Origin of the sequence: Streptomyces sp. CCM_MD2014 (genome assembly GCF_000772045.1) — a bacterium.
In the GTDB taxonomy this organism is placed as follows: Bacteria; Actinomycetota; Actinomycetes; order Streptomycetales; family Streptomycetaceae; genus Streptomyces; species Streptomyces salinarius.
The window spans coordinates 3,450,425-3,465,835 of record NZ_CP009754.1; the positions used below are offsets into that span (position 1 = coordinate 3,450,425).

Sequence of the window (15,411 nt, forward strand, 5' to 3'; positions counted from 1 at the left end):
GCACCTTGTACAGCATCATCGTGGTACCTCCGCCGACCACGGAGGACGACAACACCAGCACCCAGTACCGGCTCGCGCCCGGCGAACGGCTCGCCTTCGGGCGGTCCGTGCCCGAGGGCGGGCTCCTGATCGGGCACGACGGGGTCTCCCGCAGAGCCGGTGAGATCACGGCGCACGGCACCTTCTGGACCGTGAGCAACCTCTCCGCCCACCAGACCTACGTGGTGGAGAACCCGGAGGGCGCCGGCGAGCACATCAAGGTGGCGCCGGGACGCCTCGACGCCCCGGTGCCGTTCGAGTTCTCGCGGATCGTGCTGCCCGCCGCCGGCGACCTGCTGCCTCTCGAGGTGTGGGCGCCGCGCCACGACTATCTGCGCGGCGAGGACGGCACCGACGGCGAGCCGACCGCCCCGGCGTTCTCCGTCGACCGCACCAAGCGGTACTTCGCGGTGCTGGCCGCGCTGTGCGAGCCGAGGCTGCGCGGGGCGCCGCACGCGCCGCTGCCGACCGTGGACCAGGTCGTCGAGCGGCTCCGCCCGGCCTGGCCGGCCGCCTCGCGTACGTCGGTGCAGTGGAACATCGACTACCTCGCCGTGAAGTTACGGCTGAAGCCGGGCCCGGAGACCGCCGAGCCCGGTCCCCGGCTGAACGGCAAGAAGGAGTCACTGGTCTCCCTGGCGCTCCGCTTCGACCTGGTCCGCGAGGACGACCTGGTGGTCCTCGCGGCGCCGTCCGGACAGGCGCTGCGATGACCGAGCCGTACGCCGTCCCGGTGCCCCGGGGGTACCGGGTGGGCGGCTGGGAGGTGCGCGAGCCGATCGCGACCGGCGCCTTCGCCAGCGTGTACGCGGCGCGCCGGGTGGACGCCGGGCCGGGCCCGCCGGAGACGGCCGCCCTGAAGTTCCTGCCCACGGGTACCGGCACCCCGCGGCAGCTGTCGCACCTGCGGGACCTGGTCGAGCGCGAGGTCGGGCTGCTCCGCCGGCTGCGGCGGCCCCGGCTGATCCGGATGTACGAGACCCTCACCGTCAACGCCCCCGGCCGCCCCCGGCTCGACGGCGCCACCGTGCTCGTCCTGGAGCGGGCCGAGGGTTCGCTGTCCGCGCTGCTCGCCGCCACACCCCGCCCGCCGGCCGGGCCCGCCCTGCTCTCGCAGGTCTGCGAGGGCCTGGACCAGCTGCACCGGGCGGGCTGGGTGCACGGCGACCTGAAACCGGCCAACGTCCTGCTGATGAAGGACGGTTCGGTACGGCTCGCCGACTTCAACATGGCCGCCGAACTGGAGGGCACCCACGCCTACACGCCCGCCTTCTCCACCCCGGACTACACCCCGCCCGAGCTCCTGTGGTCCGAGATCGGTGAACGGGGCCGCCGGATCCGTCCCTCGGCCGACGTGTGGGCCTTCGGCGTCCTGGCCCACCTGGTGCTCACCGGGTCCTTCCCGCTGCCCGGCGGCACCCCGACGGCCCGCCGCGACGCCGCCGTCGCGTACTCCCGCGGCGCCCACGAGCTGCGCCTGTCCCCCGAACTGCCGTCGCCGTGGCGGGAGACCGTACGGGCGTGCCTGACCCGTACGCACGCCGACCGGATCGGCACCGACGACCTGCTGCGCCGGGTGACGGACGCGACGGGGGACGCGGGCGGCCCGGCCGGGTGGCCGCTGCGGGCCCGGGCCCGCCCCCGGCGCCGGGTCCTGGCCGGCGCGGCGGCGGGACTGCTCGCCGTCGCCGCGCTCGGGTACGGCCTCTCCCGCTGGGCCGGCGACGGCCGGGAGCCCGGCGCGGGCGCGCGTCCCGGCGGCACCGCGAGCGCCGTGGCCGCCGCCTCCTACGGGGCGGCCGAGCTGCGCACCGACCGGGACGTGCCGCCCGCCTACCGGCTGCTGATCGTGGAGACGGCGCACGACTGCGGACACGAGGAGGTCAGCGCGGCCCTGATCGCGGCCATGCTGAAGGTCGAGAGCGGCTTCGACCCGGACCTCGCCGACCCGGCCAAGGACGAGTACGGCATCGCCCGCTGGACCCCGAGCGTGCTGCGCTGGTGGATGAACGAGGACGGCACCCCGGGCGAGACCGTGCCCGAGCCGCCGTTCCCGCCCGCCGAGTCCATCCCGGCGATGGGCCGCTACCTGTGCTGGATCACGCCCCGCCTCGACGCCGGCCTGCCGGGCGACCGCCGGGTGCTGGTCGCCGTCGCGTACCGGACGTCGTACCGGAAGGTGAACGACGCGGGCGGGGTTCCCCCGAAGTACCGCGACTACGCCGACCGCGTCGCTCACCACCTCAAGGAGTACACGCCCCGGGGCGGGAAGTGACCCTGAGAATTCCGAGGTACCGCGCGGCGGGCGTCCGGGGGACGGTGTGAGCACACCGCTTCGGCGGTGCGACCGGTACGACTCCGACGTTCACGGGGGAACAACCATGAACATCGTCAAGCCCGCAGCTCTCCTCTTCGCGGCCACGGCCCTGGCCGCGAGCTCCACGGTGGCGGCCACGGCCGCCGACAGCCCGGACGGCACCCGCGTGACCGGCCTCCAGCAGAAGGCCGGCCAGGTGCTGGCCGACAGCCCGAAGCCCCTGCGCGTGACCGCCGACGCGGTCGAGTACGAGGGCCTGACCGTGACGGACGCGCCCAAGACCCTGGGCGCCCGCGACCTGGCCTGCGGCTACGGCCACCTCTGCATGATCGTGAACGGCACGAAGTTCGACTTCTACAAGTGCCAGACGTGGAACCTGACCAACTGGACCGGCGACGGCCCGTTCACCAACAACCAGACGCCGGGCACGGTCGCCAAGTTCTTCAACCGGGACGGCAGCGTCCGCTGGACGTCGACGGCCTACGAGGCGGGCCGGGCGACCTGGGACCCGATCTGGTCGCTGCGCCCCTGCTGACCCGCTCACCCGGGCCCGCTCGTCCGGCGTGACCCGCTCACCGGGTCCGCTCCCCGGCGGCCTCCGGTTCCCTCCTCGGAGGGGCCGGAGGCCGCCGTTTCGCCGTCCCGCCGGGGTGTCCGAATGCCTGGGCCGCCCTCACCCGCCCCCCGTACGCTGCCCCTTGTTGGACTGGGGAATGGTGGGCGGTGTCCGGCCCGAGGTGGTCGTCGCCAGAGCCACGGCGGCCCGGGCACTCACCGGGTGCTGGGCCGACGCGAAAGTCGCCATGGCCGTGCCCGCGGCCGCCGGGGCGCCGGCCGTGCCGAGCCCCCGGACGCACGGCGCGGCCCGCCGGTGTACGGGGGTGTACCGCCGGCGGGCCGCCCTGTGCGTGCCGCTCAGTGGAAGAAGTGCCGCGTGCCCGTGAAGTACATCGTCACGCCGGCCTTCTTCGCCGCCTCGACGACCAGCTCGTCGCGGACCGAACCGCCGGGCTGGACCACGGCCTTCACGCCGGCCGCGGTGAGGATCTCCAGGCCGTCCGGGAAGGGGAAGAACGCGTCGGAGGCGGCGTAGGCGCCCTGCGCGCGCTCGGCGCCCGCCCGCTCCACCGCGAGCTTCGCGGAGTCGACACGGTTGACCTGGCCCATGCCGACGCCCACGGAGGCGCCGTCCTTGGCGAGGAGGATCGCGTTGGACTTGACGGCCCGGCACGCCTTCCAGGCGAAGGCCAGCTCGGCCAGCTCCGCCTCGGACAGGGCCTCGCCGGTCGCGAGGGTCCAGGTGGCCGGGTCGTCGCCCTCGGCCTGGAGGCGGTCGGTGACCTGGAGGAGGGCGCCGCCGTCGACGGGCTTGACCTCGACCGGGGCGGCGGGGGCCTCGGGGGCACGGAGCACGCGGATGTTCTTCTTCTTGGTGAGGGCTTCGAGGGCACCGTCCTCGTAGTCCGGCGCAACGATGACCTCGGTGAAGATCTCGGCGACCTGCTCGGCCATCTCCTTGGAGACCGGGCGGTTGACCGCGATCACGCCGCCGAACGCGGACAGCGGGTCGCAGGCGTGCGCCTTGCGGTGCGCCTCGGCGACGTCCGCGCCGACCGCGATGCCGCACGGGTTGGCGTGCTTGATGATCGCGACGCAGGGCTCGGCGTGGTCGTACGCGGCACGGCGGGCGGCGTCCGTGTCCGTGTAGTTGTTGTACGACATCTCCTTGCCGTGCAACTGCTCGGCCTGCGCGAGGCCGCCGCCCTGGGGGGAGGTGTAGAGCGCGGCGGGCTGGTGCGGGTTCTCGCCGTAGCGCAGGGTGTGGGCGCGCTCGTAGGTGGCGCCGAGGAAGTCGGGGAACGAGGAGTCGTCCACGGGGGCGTACTCGCTCGCGAACCAGGAGGCGACGGCCACGTCGTACGCGGCGGTGTGCTGGAAGGCCTCGGCGGCCAGCCGCTTGCGGGCGGCCAGGTCGAAGCCGCCGTCCTTGACCGCGGAGAGCACGTCGGCGTACCGGGCGGGGCTGGTGACGACGGCGACCGAGGGGTGGTTCTTGGCGGCGGCGCGCACCATCGAGGGGCCGCCGATGTCGATCTGCTCGACGCACTCGTCGGCGGTGGCGCCCGAGGCGACGGTCTCGCGGAACGGGTAGAGGTTGACCACGACCAGGTCGAAGGGCGCCACGCCCAGCTCGTCGAGCTGCTGCCGGTGACTCTCCAGGCGGAGGTCGGCGAGGATGCCGGCGTGCACCTTGGGGTGCAGGGTCTTGACCCGGCCGTCCAGGCACTCGGGGAAGCCGGTCAGCTCCTCGACCTTGGTGACGGGGACGCCGGCGGCGGCGATCCGCCCGGCGGTCGACCCGGTGGAGACCAGCTCGACGCCGGCCTCGTGCAGCCCGCGGGCGAGGTCCTCGAGCCCGGTCTTGTCGTAGACGCTGACGAGCGCGCGACGGATGGCCCGCTTGTTGCTCCCGGCGGTGGCGGTGGCGGTCACTGGATAACTACCTTTCGTCCCTCAATGCGATAGCCGTTGCGGGCGAGCCGCCCCACGACATCGACGAGCAGCCTTCGCTCGACTTCCTTGATGCGCTCGTGCAGAGCGACACCTTCGTCTTCGTAGTCCTCGTCCCGGACCTCCACCACGCCCTGCGCGATGATCGGCCCGGTGTCGACGCCGTCGTCGACGAAGTGGACGGTGCAGCCGGTGACCCTGGCGCCGTACGCGAGCGCGTCGCGCACACCGTGGGCTCCCGGGAAACTGGGGAGGAGTGCTGGGTGGGTGTTGACGAACCGCCCGCCGAACCGCGCGAGGAACTCCTTCCCCACGATCTTCATGAACCCGGCCGAGACGACGAGGTCCGGTTCGTGGGCGGCGACGGCCTCGGCGAGCGCCGCGTCCCACTCCTCGCGGGTCCCGTAGTCCCTGACCTTGCGGACGAAGGTCGGCACCCCGGCACGCTCGGCGCGGACGAGTCCCTCGATGCCGTCGCGGTCGGCGCCGACGGCCACGATCTCGGCCCCGTAGGTCTCGGCGCCGGTGGCGGCGATCTCGTCGAGGAGCGCCTGGAGGTTGGTGCCGGATCCGGAGACCAGCACGACGAGGCGCCTGGCTCGCCGGTCCACTGGCTTGGCGGCCACGGTGGGGGCCTTTCTCGGGAAAGCGATCTCTTTGTACGGTCGTACGAATGCTTCGCGTCCCGGGATACGGGGAAGTCTACGAAGCGGCCGACCGTCAGCAACGATACCGGCACACCGGACGGCCCCCTCGGGACGGGGGCGTGACCGGAAGGTAGCGTCTGCGTGGAGCGGGGGCGGGAACGCCGCCCGTGGGTCACGCGTTCACCGGGTGTACCGACCGGTTCGCGCGCTCCACAGCACGTCCGTTCCGCCCGCCCGCCCGCCAGTCCACCCGTTCCAGCCGCCCACCGTCGCCAAGGGGAAGACGCTCAGTTGATGCCGGACCGCAGCCTGCGACTGCTCACCCTCCCCCAGCAGTCGGCGCAGCCAGGGGAGCGCAGCACCGTGTTGCTGCGGGAGCGCCCCTCGTCACCGCCCGACTCGTCCTCGGACCGGCAGAACGGCGGCGGGCAGGACGGCGCCCCCGACCAGGACAACCCGTTCGCACCGCCCCCGGAGGGCACGCCGGACCGCCCCTGGCAGCCGCGGCACCCCTCGGGTGACGGCGGCTCCGAGGGCGACGGCGAGCGGTCTCCCTGGGGCGGCCGGTGGAGCGACCGGCAGCCCGGCCGGTCCTCCGGCGGCTTCGGCGAGCGGCCCGGCGGATCGGGCGGCCCCGAGGCTCCGGGCGGCGGCCAGGGCCCGCGCTGGGACCCGACGGACCCCGCCCAGCGGCGTGCCCGCTACGCCCTGCTGAGCGGCATGTGGGCCCTCTTCTTCGCCCTCTTCACCTGGCCGTACGTCGCCCTGCTGCTCGGCGCCCTGGCCCTGTACTGGGGCATCAGCGCCCTGCGCACCAAGCCCCGCGCCGCCTCCGACCCGAACACCCCGGCCCCGCCCGCCGAGCAGACCGGCCGTCCGCAGCGCACCGCAGCGATCAGCGGCCTGGTCACGTCGTCCCTGGCCATCGTCCTGGTCGCCGCGTCCTTCGGTGCCCAGTTGGTCTACAGCGACTACTACACCTGCCGCGAGGACGCCCTGACCCACGCGGCGGAACAGTCCTGCGAACGCCACCTGCCGGAACAGCTGCGGGACCTGCTGGGCTCGGGCGACTGAGATCTCTCAGCCCGTCCGGCGTTCGAGGACGAGGCACGTCCAGGACCGAAAGCGGGGGTCTGGGGGGCGGCAGCCCTCAGGGACGGGAGAGGGAAGGGGCGGCGGGGGCGAAGAAAACCCTCCGCACCGCCCTCACCCACCGTCACTCCCCACCGCGAGCCGCCCCCTCGGCACCGTCGACGGGCAGCAGGTCGTACGCGACCCCACCGTCGTCATCGACGTCGTACAACCCGAACGACCCCGGTTCCCGCCCCGCCCCACCACCACCCTCCCCGTCCTTCGCCCTCCGCCTCCACCACCGCCCCGGGGAAAGCCCTGAGAACACGGAGCGCACGGAGCGCACGGAGCGCACGGAGAACCTGGCGGACGCAGAGGGCGGGTACCGCCGGGAGGGCAAGGAAGCCTCACCGTCCCCGTCCCCCCGCGCCGCGGCACCCCGGCACCGCCATGCCCGCGCCACCACCGCCACCGGCACCGCCACCGCACCGATCCACACCGCCGTCGCGCCCCCGGCCTGCCACCACACCGGCCCGAACCTGGCGAGCGCGGCGCTCCCGAGCGGTCCGCCGGCGAACGCGGCCAGCAGGGCGACGAGGACCGCGCACAGAACGGCGGCCACGACCGCGGCTCCGGCGGTCCGCCGCCACGACCAGGCCACGGCCGCCCCCTCGGCCGGCCCGGCCTCCCGGCCCGCCGCATCCGTCGTGGCCGCCCGCGCCGTGAACCACCCCACCACCGCCCCCGCGACCAGCGGCACCGCCCCGGCCGCCCAGTGCAGCGGCGTCCCGGGCCCCGCGTCCGGCACCGCCGCCAGCAGCGGGAACGGCGGCAGCAGCGGGGCCGGAGCGGAGGAGGCGGGGGCCACGACATGCCCGGCACCCAGCATGAAGCCGGGACCGAGGGCGTAGACCGCCGCCCACACCGCCGCGTTGGGCACCAGCGTCAGACAGAGCAGCAGCACGGCGAACCGCCCCGACCAGCCCTCGGTCAGCCGCAGGAAGGCCTCCCCCGCGGCGGCCCCGTGCCACACCAGCGACACCGCGAGCAGCAGCGCGCCGCCCCCGACGAGCACCGCCGCACCCGCGCCCGCGGCGCGCGTCGAGGCGCCCAGGCGCGCATCCGGCTCCACCATGAGCTCCCGCAGCTTCCGGGGCAGCACCCGCAGCGCCCGCCCCACCGGCCCGCCCGGCCGGCCGAACGCCGTCCACACACCGGCGCCCGCCGCCCCCATGGCGACCAGCGGCAGACACACCAGCGCCCACCACAACGAGGGCCGCAGGGCGCCCCCCTGCCCGTACAGGACGACGGGCGCGGCGACGCCGAGGTAGCCGAGGACGACCCCGGTCCAGGCCAGTCGCGCGGAGACGGGCGGCGGCCCGGAGTCCGCGGCGCCCGCCATCCACGCCGGGCGCACACCGGCTCCCGCCTTCGGAGCCGCACCGACGGCCACGCCCACACCGTCCCCGGGGTCCGTGGCGTCCCGGGCGGCGCGATGCAGCAGCCACACCGGCAGCAGGACGAACAGCAAGGGGGTGACGCCGACGGGCGCGGGGGTGCCGGAGAGCGTGTCGGCACGCACCAGTTCGGCCCCGTGTGCCAGCACCCACAGCGCGGCGGCGACGTGGAGGGCGCCGCCCGGCCCACTGTCGGGGTACGGCGAACTGATCCACAGCAGCGTCACGAGCGCGGCACACGCCGCCAGTCCCAGCAGCGCCGCGAACACGCCTCCCAGGAGCCCGGCGGCCAGCCCGGGCGCACGGTCGCGCCACCGGGTGCGCAGGCGGGAGAACGGGGCCGGGCGGGCGGTCGTCTGGATCACGCCCGACATGCTCCCAACGACACGCGCTTTCCCGGCGTAACGAGCGAAGCCCCGTTGTGTCGCTCAATATATGTTTATGTACTTTTTCGTACGAAGGGGCGTCCTGTGACCCGCAGCCCCGCGACTCCGCTTCCCTCCCCCAAGGCGCGCCGACGCCTGCGGGAGACCGCGGCGCTGACACAGACTCAGCTGGCGGAACGGGTGGGCGTCGCTCCCGGGACGGTCCGCGCGTGGGAGAGCGGCCGTACGACTCCGCGAGGCCGCAAGCGCGAGGCGTACGCGAAGCTGCTGAAGACGCTGGCCGAGGAAGAGGCGGCACGGCAGGCGACGCAGACGCCGGAGCCGGCACCACCGCACGAGACGGAACCGGCACCTGACCAGGCATCAGGACCGGGAGCCGGCCCGGGAGCTGAAGCAGGCCCGGAGCCGGTGCCGAAGCAGGAGCCGGCGCCCGAGCCGCAACCCGAATCGGCTTCCGAACCGGCCCGCGATTCGGCCCCCGGCCCCGTCCCCGAGCCGCGCCCCGCGCCCACCCCGCTGACGCCCGCTCAGGCCTTCGACGCGCTGTACGAGTTCAGTGCGCCCGCCCTTCTGCGCCAGACCTTCCTGCTGACGGGCCGTCGGGAGCAGGCGCGCGAGTCGGTGGAGCGGGCGTTCCAGACGGCCTGGGAGCGCTGGCCCGAGGTGGCCCGCGACCGGGACCCGGTGGGCTGGGTGCGGGCGACGGCGTACGAGTACGCGCTCTCGCCCTGGCAACGCTTCCGCCCGCGCCACCGGCACCCGGAGCCGCCGCCCGCCGACCCCGGCGACCGCACCCTGCTGAACACCCTGCTCAGACTTCCCCCGAGACACCGCCGCACGCTCGTGCTGTACGACGGTGTGGGCCTGGACCTGCCCGAGACGGCGGCGGAGACGGAGGCGAGCACCCCGGCGGCGGCCCACCGGCTGCTGCGCGCCCGCGAGGCCGTCGCCGACCGCCTCCCCGCACTGGCCGACCCGCAGGTGCTGCACCAGCGGCTGGCCGAACTGGCGTCGAACGAGCGGCTGGGCGCGGCACGGCCGCCGTCGGTGCGCAGGGGCGGCGAACGCCGGGCGAGGTTCCGGACCCGGGCGGCCATCGCCTTCACGGTCGCCCTCATCGGGACCACGGCCCTGACCGTACGTACCGCGCCCACGCACTACGAACCACCCGTGTCCCCCGGGCAGGCGGTACGCGGGGTGCCGCCCAGGGTGGCGCCGGGCTCCCTGTCGGACGAGGAGCTGGAGCTGCGGCAGAAGCTGCGGGACCAGTTGCAGGACGGGCCGGAGCGGCTGAGCCCTCGGCTCGAATGACGTGGCCCGCCCGGCGGCCGGAAGCACCGAGTGGCCCGCCCCTGCGGACAGAGGGCGGGCCACTCGGTGCGGCACGGGCGCTCGGCCCGCGTGCCTGGCAGGTGTCAGCCGGCCAGGATGGCGCGGGCGAGCTTCGCCGTCTCGGTCGGCGTCTTGCCGACCTTGACGCCGGCGGCCTCCAGGGCCTCCTTCTTCGCCTGGGCGGTGCCGGACGAACCGGAGACGATGGCGCCGGCGTGGCCCATGGTCTTGCCCTCGGGCGCGGTGAAGCCGGCGACGTAGCCGACGACCGGCTTGGTCACGTTGGCCTTGATGAAGTCGGCCGCGCGCTCCTCGGCGTCACCGCCGATCTCGCCGATCATGACGATCAGGTCGGTCTCGGGGTCGGCCTCGAACGCGGCGAGCGCGTCGATGTGCGTGGTGCCGATGATCGGGTCGCCACCGATGCCGACGGCGGTCGAGAAGCCGATGTCACGCAGCTCGTACATCATCTGGTACGTCAGCGTGCCGGACTTCGAGACCAGGCCGATGCGGCCCGGCTTGGTGATGTCGCCCGGGATGATGCCGACGTTGGACTGGCCCGGCGTGATGATGCCGGGGCAGTTCGGGCCGATGATCCGGGTCTTGTTGCCCTTCTTGCCGGCGTACGACCAGAAGGCGGCCGAGTCGTGCACGGCGATGCCCTCGGTGATGACGACGGCCAGCGGGATCTCGGCGTCGATGGCCTCGACGACGGCGTCCTTGGTGAACTTCTCCGGCACGAAGATGACGGAGACGTTGGCGCCGGTCTTCTCGATGGCCTCCTTGACGGTGCCGAAGACCGGTACCTCGGTGCCGTCGAAGTCCACGGTGGTGCCCGCCTTGCGCGGGTTCACGCCGCCCACGACCTCGGTGCCGTCACCCAGCATGAGCTTGGTGTGCTTCATGCCGGTGGCGCCGGTCATGCCCTGGACGATGACCTTGCTGTCCTTGTTGAGCCAGATAGCCATGGTGTGTTGGTGTCCTCGTCCTGAGTGCTTACTTGGCGGCGGCGTGAGCCAGCTCGGCGGCCTTGTCGGCCGCGCCGTCCATGGTGTCGACGCGCTGGACCAGCGGGTGGTTGGCGTCGGTGAGGATCTTGCGGCCCAGCTCGGCATTGTTGCCGTCGAGGCGGACGACGAGCGGCTTCTCGACCTTCTCGCCGCGGTCCTCGAGGAGCTTCAGCGCCTGGACGATGCCGTTGGCGACCTCGTCGCAGGCGGTGATGCCGCCGAAGACGTTGACGAACACGGAGCGGACGTCCGGGTCGCCGAGGATGATCTCCAGGCCGTTCGCCATGACCTGGGCGGAGGCGCCGCCACCGATGTCCAGGAAGTTGGCGGGCTTGACGTTGCCGTGCGCCTCACCGGCGTAGGCGACGACGTCCAGGGTGCTCATGACGAGACCCGCGCCGTTGCCGATGATGCCGACCTCGCCGTCGAGCTTGACGTAGTTGAGGTTCTTCTCCTTGGCGGCGGCCTCGAGCGGGTTGGCCGCGGCCTTGTCGTGGAGGGCCTCGAAGTCGGGGTGACGGAACTCGGCGTTGTCGTCCAGCGACACCTTGCCGTCGAGGGCGATGACGTCGCCGGAGGCGACCTTGGCCAGCGGGTTGACCTCGACCAGGAGGGCGTCCTCCTTGATGAAGGTGTCCCACAGCTTGACCAGGATGTCGGCGACCTTGTCGGCGACCTCGGCCGGGAACTTCGCGGCCTCGACGATCTCACGCGCCTTCTCGGGCGTCACACCGTCGATCGCGTCGATCGGGGTCTTGGCGACGGCCTCCGGACGGGTGGCCGCCACCTCCTCGATCTCCATGCCGCCCTCGACGGAGGCGATGGAGAGGAAGGTGCGGTTGGCACGGTCGAGGAGGAAGGAGACGTAGTACTCCTCGACGATCTCGGGGGCGGTCTCGGCGATCATCACCTTGTGGACCGTGTGGCCCTTGATGTCCATGCCGAGGATGTCCGTCGCACGGGCGACGGCCTCGTCCGCCGAGGCGGCCAGCTTCACGCCACCGGCCTTGCCGCGGCCACCGACCTTCACCTGGGCCTTGACGACGGACTTGCCGCCCAGACGCTCGGTGATCTCGCGCGCCGCCTCAGGCGTGTCGATGACTTCACCGGCCAGCACCGGTACATCGTGCTTGGCGAAGAGGTCCCTCGCCTGGTACTCGAACAGGTCCACGCGCTTCCGTCCCTATCAGTGATCTCGCGGTTCGTTGGATGCGTGGGCGTGCCGCGAAGGGCAACGTGACGTCCGCTGTGAGTCACAAGGGGGGCGCACACGGTGTCCGAGCGCGCGGCATGTCCGTCTCGCAGGTTATCGCCGCTTGCGGGGGGTCTCTAAATCGTGGGTCACACCTGAGCGGTGATGCCTGTCACATGATGCCGCCCTCACTGGCACGGGGTGCCGGGAGTGAGCGGCGAGCGGGGGTGCTCTGGCCCCCGGTGAGGGGCCTCACCGGGCTGGGGTTGGCCCGGTGAGGCCCGTGGCTCCCCCGGGCGCCGCGTGAGTGCGGCCCTCCGGGGTGGGGTCGGCCGGTCCCCACCCCAATGGGGACCGGCCGCCCCGGGCCGCGGGGGTTGCGGCCGTCCGGCGGCCGACGGCTTTCGGCCGTCCGGGGCCGGCGCCCCCGCGGGGTCGGTGTGTGCCGCGGGAACGGGGCCACGAGGGTGCCGATGGCGTGCGCCGGACACCGGGCGGGGTGTCCGGCGCGCCGGGCGGGGACGTCGAACCGTGGAGCCGGACGCGGGACGTCCGCGCCCTGTGTCCCCCGCTGCGGCGGGTTCCGGTGGGCACGTCGGGCGTCAGGTGCGTCGGATCGGCGGATACGGCGGCCTGCGTGACGGGCGCGGCGGCGAAGCGACCGTTTCTAGGCGGGAGAGACGGGGATGTCCCGGTACGGTTCCCGGACCCCGGCCGCGTCGGCTCGCTCCGGGGCGCCGGGCACGAGCCGGAACGTGATCCGGGGCTGCGGGGCGACCGCGCGTGCGTCCCCGTGGCGCGGCGTCCCCTGGTCGGCGCCGGACGCGGTGCCGAGGGCGCCGTCGGGGTCGCCGGTGGGTCCGGGGCGGGCGGGGGCGTACTCGGTGGGCGAGATCCCGGCCGGATGAGTGCGCGCGGGCGCGGCGGGGGCCGCCCCGAGGCCGGGCCCGGGGCCGTGGCCGACAGTGTGTGCCGGGCTTCCGCCTCCCCCGACGACCGGGGAGCCGACGGCACCGGACCGGTCCTCGGCGCCCGAGGTGTCCGTCCTCGCCCCCGGCGCGGGCTCGGTCCGCGACGCCCGGACGTCCGGCGCCGCAGAGGTGGAGGGGGTGGTGAGGTCGGTGAGGTCGGTGACGTCGGCGAGGTCGGACCCACCGGTGAGGTCCGGCGCGTCGATCGGGCCGGGCGCGTCGATCAGGCCCGACGGGGCGGGAAGGAGCCGCGACGGCGGCACGTCGGTCCGTACCGCTGACTCGATGCCCTCCAAGCCCTCTGTCACCGTCTGCACCACCACGTCACCGACCGGTCGCACGACCCGGTCCCGCACGGCCCGGACGGCTCCGGAAGAGACGAGTTCCTCGGAGACGGGACGCAGGCCGGAGAGGGCATGGAGACCGGCGTCGGTACGGGGGCCAGCGTGGGCACGAAGGCCCGAGTCGGTGCGGGGGCCAGCGTCGGCACGAAGACCCGAACCGGTACGGAGGCCAGCGTCGGCACGAAGACCCGCACCGGTACGGAGGCCGGCGTCGGCACGAAGACCCGAACCGGTACGGAGGCCAGCGTCGGCACGGAGGCCCGAGTGACTCCGTGTCCGGGGCAGGCTCCGTGTCCCGGGCCGGCTTCCCGTCTGCGCGGGGGCGTCGAGGACCCGCCCGACCGTGTCCGACAAGGCTCCCGGCGCTCCTTCGGCCGCCTGCGCCCGCCCTCCGCAGAGCAGGCCGAGCACGCACAGCCCGCCCACCAGCAGCGCCACGTGCAGCGCACGCCGCCCGGCCGCCGTGCGCAGGACGCGCAGGGCGGCACCGGGCAGGACTGCTGACCAGATCAAGAGGGGGAGGTACCTCCCGTGCGGCGGAACGGGCCACGCGTCGAACGTCGCATCGACACGCCGCGCGATACTCGCACGGGGATCCGCGGGTTGCGCAAGCGCCCTCCCGCCGATGGGCCGTCATATCCGTTTTGACCGCGGGAATCGGGTCGCCCCGGATCGACAAATCGTCACCCGGCGTCGGGGGTCGGCAGGGGGCGCCTCTCGAGCGCCGCCGCCATCACCTCGGGGAAGAGGTCGGGCGTGCAGCCGAAGGCCGGTGCGCCGAGCGCGGCGAGCGACGCCGCGTGGTCCCGGTCGTACGCGGGCGTCCCCTCGTCGGACAGGGCCAGCAGCGCCACGAACTCCACGCCCGCCGACTTCATCGCCGCGACCCGCCTGAGCATCTCGTCGCGTATGCCTCCCTCGTACAGGTCGCTGATCAGCACGACCACCGTGTCCGCGGGCCGGGTGATCCGCGACTGGCAGTACGCCAGGGCGCGGTTGATGTCCGTACCGCCGCCCAGCCGGGTGCCGAAGAGCACGTCGACCGGGTCGTCGAGCTGGTCGGTGAGGTCGACGACGGCCGTGTCGAAGACGACGAGCCGGGTGTCGATCGAGCGCATGGACGCCAGCACCGCGCCGAACACGGACGCGTACACGACGGACGCCGCCATCGACCCGGACTGGTCGACGCAGAGCACGACCTCCTTCTTCACCGAGCGGGCCGCCCGGCCGTAACCGACGAGCCGCTCCGGCACGATCGTCCGGTGCTCCGGCAGGTAGTGCTTGAGGTTGGCCGCGATCGTGCGGTTCCAGTCGATGTCGTGGTGACGGGGCCGGCCGGTGCGGGCGCTGCGGTCCAGCGCGCCGGTCACCGTGGCACGGGTGCGGGTGGCGAGCCGCTTCTCCAGGTCCTCGACGACCTTGCGCACGACGGAACGCGCCGTCTCCTTCGTCGTGTCGGGCATCGCCTGGTGCAGGGAGAGCAGGGTGCCTACCAGGTGCACGTCGGCCTCAACCGCCTCGAGCATCTCCGGCTCCAGCAGGAGGGTGGCGAGCCCGAGCCGGTCGATCGCGTCCCGCTGCATGACCTGGACGACGGAGGAGGGGAAGTAGCTCCGGATGTCCCCCAGCCAGCGCGCCACGGCCGGTGCGGAGGCTCCGAGGCCCGCCGCCCGGTCCCTCCCGGGCCGGGGTGTGCCGCCGCCCTTCCCGTAGAGCGCGGTGAGCGCGCCGTCCATCGCGGCGTCCCGTCCGGAGAGCGCGTGGCCGGTCCCGTCGGCCGGGTCGCCGCCGAGGACGAGACGCCATCGCCGCAGCCGCTCCTGGGCCGCGCCGCCGTCCTCCGGCCCGGTCGAGGTCGTGCGTGCGGCCGTGCGCGCGCTCAGGTGTCCGGTCGCCTGCCGAGGCACGTGGCCCGTCATGTCTCCACCCCCACCGGGTCGTCGTCCCTCGCCGGCTCGTCGTTCCTGACCGGGTCGTCGCTCCTGGCCGCGTCTTCGTTCCGGGCTGAGTCGGCGCCCCTGGCCGAGTCTTCCTTCCCGGCCGGGTCATCGCCCCTGGCCGAGTCTTCGCCCCTGGCCGAGTCTTCGTTCCCGGCCGAGCCGTCGCTCCCGGCCGAGTCGTCGCCCCCGGCCGA

13 protein-coding genes are annotated in these 15,411 nt (G+C 73.9%); 6 read left to right on the forward strand and 7 right to left on the reverse strand.

All coding sequences use genetic code 11. The annotated features are described in order from the left end of the window. The first annotated feature begins 5 nt into the window (after positions 1 to 5). The 3 genes from NI25_RS14935 (at position 6) to NI25_RS14945 (ending at position 2,891) form a co-directional block, all read left to right on the forward strand. On the forward strand, positions 6 to 752 hold the full coding sequence (locus NI25_RS14935) for an FHA domain-containing protein (RefSeq protein ID WP_061442942.1): 747 nt from the start codon (positions 6 to 8) through the stop codon (positions 750 to 752). Continuing rightward, complete coding sequence (locus tag NI25_RS14940) at positions 749 to 2,314, forward strand: serine/threonine protein kinase (protein ID WP_061442943.1); 1,566 nt, start codon at positions 749 to 751, stop codon at positions 2,312 to 2,314. The genes NI25_RS14935 and NI25_RS14940 overlap by 4 nt, the downstream gene beginning before the upstream one ends. Before the next feature lie 106 nt (positions 2,315 to 2,420). Beyond that, a complete protein-coding gene (locus tag NI25_RS14945; RefSeq protein WP_061442944.1) occupies positions 2,421 to 2,891 on the forward strand; it encodes a hypothetical protein in 471 nt (156 codons plus the stop codon). A gap of 380 nt (positions 2,892 to 3,271) precedes the next feature. Here NI25_RS14945 and purH read toward each other — a convergent pair whose 3' ends face one another. Together purH and purN are read right to left on the reverse strand one after the other, a co-directional pair. After that, complete coding sequence (gene purH / locus NI25_RS14950; protein ID WP_061442945.1) at positions 3,272 to 4,849, reverse strand: bifunctional phosphoribosylaminoimidazolecarboxamide formyltransferase/IMP cyclohydrolase; 1,578 nt, start codon at positions 4,847 to 4,849, stop codon at positions 3,272 to 3,274. Then, complete coding sequence (gene purN, locus NI25_RS14955) at positions 4,846 to 5,493, reverse strand: phosphoribosylglycinamide formyltransferase (RefSeq protein ID WP_061442946.1); 648 nt, start codon at positions 5,491 to 5,493, stop codon at positions 4,846 to 4,848. Before purN ends, purH begins: the two co-directional genes overlap by 4 nt. Positions 5,494 to 5,808: 315 nt before the next feature. Here purN and NI25_RS14960 point away from each other — a divergent pair, with 315 nt between their 5' ends. Then, positions 5,809 to 6,588 carry a hypothetical protein gene (locus NI25_RS14960; protein WP_061442947.1) on the forward strand — a complete coding sequence of 260 codons (780 nt, stop codon included), beginning with the start codon at positions 5,809 to 5,811 and terminating at the stop codon, positions 6,586 to 6,588. A 142-nt stretch (positions 6,589 to 6,730) separates the two neighbouring features. On the opposite strand, the gene NI25_RS14965 is transcribed toward NI25_RS14960, so the two are convergent. Beyond that, a complete protein-coding gene (locus tag NI25_RS14965; RefSeq protein WP_061442948.1) occupies positions 6,731 to 8,416 on the reverse strand; it encodes a DUF6350 family protein in 1,686 nt (561 codons plus the stop codon). Positions 8,417 to 8,512: 96 nt separating this feature from the next. Between NI25_RS14965 and NI25_RS14970 the strand changes: the two genes are divergently transcribed. Next, positions 8,513 to 9,739 carry a helix-turn-helix domain-containing protein gene (locus tag NI25_RS14970; protein WP_061442949.1) on the forward strand — a complete coding sequence of 409 codons (1,227 nt, stop codon included), beginning with the start codon at positions 8,513 to 8,515 and terminating at the stop codon, positions 9,737 to 9,739. Positions 9,740 to 9,843: 104 nt separating this feature from the next. Here the strand turns inward: NI25_RS14970 and sucD are convergent, their stop codons facing one another. The 3 genes from sucD to NI25_RS39380 form a co-directional block, all read right to left on the reverse strand. After that, positions 9,844 to 10,728, reverse strand: coding sequence for a succinate--CoA ligase subunit alpha (gene sucD / locus NI25_RS14975; protein WP_061442950.1), 885 nt, complete (start codon positions 10,726 to 10,728; stop codon positions 9,844 to 9,846). A 28-nt stretch (positions 10,729 to 10,756) separates the two neighbouring features. After that, the gene (sucC, locus tag NI25_RS14980; RefSeq protein ID WP_061442951.1) at positions 10,757 to 11,941 is read right to left on the reverse strand and encodes an ADP-forming succinate--CoA ligase subunit beta; all 1,185 of its coding nucleotides are present in this window, start codon (positions 11,939 to 11,941) and stop codon (positions 10,757 to 10,759) included. 688 nt (positions 11,942 to 12,629) lie between these two features. Next, a complete protein-coding gene (locus tag NI25_RS39380; protein WP_158508443.1) occupies positions 12,630 to 13,241 on the reverse strand; it encodes a hypothetical protein in 612 nt (203 codons plus the stop codon). 108 nt (positions 13,242 to 13,349) lie between these two features. Between NI25_RS39380 and NI25_RS39385 the strand changes: the two genes are divergently transcribed. Continuing rightward, positions 13,350 to 13,781, forward strand: coding sequence for a hypothetical protein (locus NI25_RS39385; RefSeq protein WP_158508444.1), 432 nt, complete (start codon positions 13,350 to 13,352; stop codon positions 13,779 to 13,781). 179 nt (positions 13,782 to 13,960) lie between these two features. Here NI25_RS39385 and NI25_RS14990 read toward each other — a convergent pair whose 3' ends face one another. Continuing rightward, positions 13,961 to 15,196, reverse strand: coding sequence for a vWA domain-containing protein (locus NI25_RS14990; protein WP_228952230.1), 1,236 nt, complete (start codon positions 15,194 to 15,196; stop codon positions 13,961 to 13,963). Positions 15,197 to 15,411: the final 215 nt, after the last annotated feature.

Coding starts and splice junctions, on each gene's coding strand:
- NI25_RS14960 (WP_061442947.1), top strand. CDS start 5,809: ATGCCGGACCGCAGCCTGCGACTGCTCACCCTCCCCCAGCAGTCGGCG.
- sucD (WP_061442950.1), bottom strand. CDS start 10,728: ATGGCTATCTGGCTCAACAAGGACAGCAAGGTCATCGTCCAGGGCATG.
- NI25_RS14945 (WP_061442944.1), top strand. CDS start 2,421: ATGAACATCGTCAAGCCCGCAGCTCTCCTCTTCGCGGCCACGGCCCTG.
- NI25_RS14965 (WP_061442948.1), bottom strand. CDS start 8,416: ATGTCGGGCGTGATCCAGACGACCGCCCGCCCGGCCCCGTTCTCCCGC.
- NI25_RS14940 (WP_061442943.1), top strand. CDS start 749: ATGACCGAGCCGTACGCCGTCCCGGTGCCCCGGGGGTACCGGGTGGGC.
- NI25_RS39385 (WP_158508444.1), top strand. CDS start 13,350: ATGGAGACCGGCGTCGGTACGGGGGCCAGCGTGGGCACGAAGGCCCGA.
- NI25_RS14990 (WP_228952230.1), bottom strand. CDS start 15,196: ATGACGGGCCACGTGCCTCGGCAGGCGACCGGACACCTGAGCGCGCGC.